Genomic DNA, 230 nt, shown 5'->3' with positions numbered 1-230 from the left:
ATGAGCAGCGCGAGGAAGGTCATGCCGCCCACCACCGCCGGAGCCCGCGTGAGGAGGCAGACGACCGCCGCCCCGATGGCCAGGCACACGCCCGCGGCAAGGATGCCGAGGACGGACGGCGCCATGAGGCTCTCCCCGGCGTTCGACATCGCGGCCCGGACCTCGGCCAGCGAGAGGCTGCCCGGAGCCGCGGCGATCGGGTTGAGCACGAGGGTCTGCACCGCGGCGGG

At 74.8% G+C, this 230-nt stretch carries 1 pseudogene; it reads right to left on the bottom strand.

Features of this window, described 5'->3' with window-relative positions:
* Nucleotides 1–230, bottom strand: a pseudogene (locus KVS71_RS19475) (hypothetical protein); the annotation flags it as partial.

This window comes from Microbacterium sp. GbtcB4, assembly GCF_019091465.1.
GTDB lineage: Bacteria > Actinomycetota > Actinomycetes > Actinomycetales > Microbacteriaceae > Microbacterium > Microbacterium paraoxydans.
Note: the sequence above shows the minus strand (reverse complement) of the source record. Positions and strands in the feature narration are given on the sequence as shown.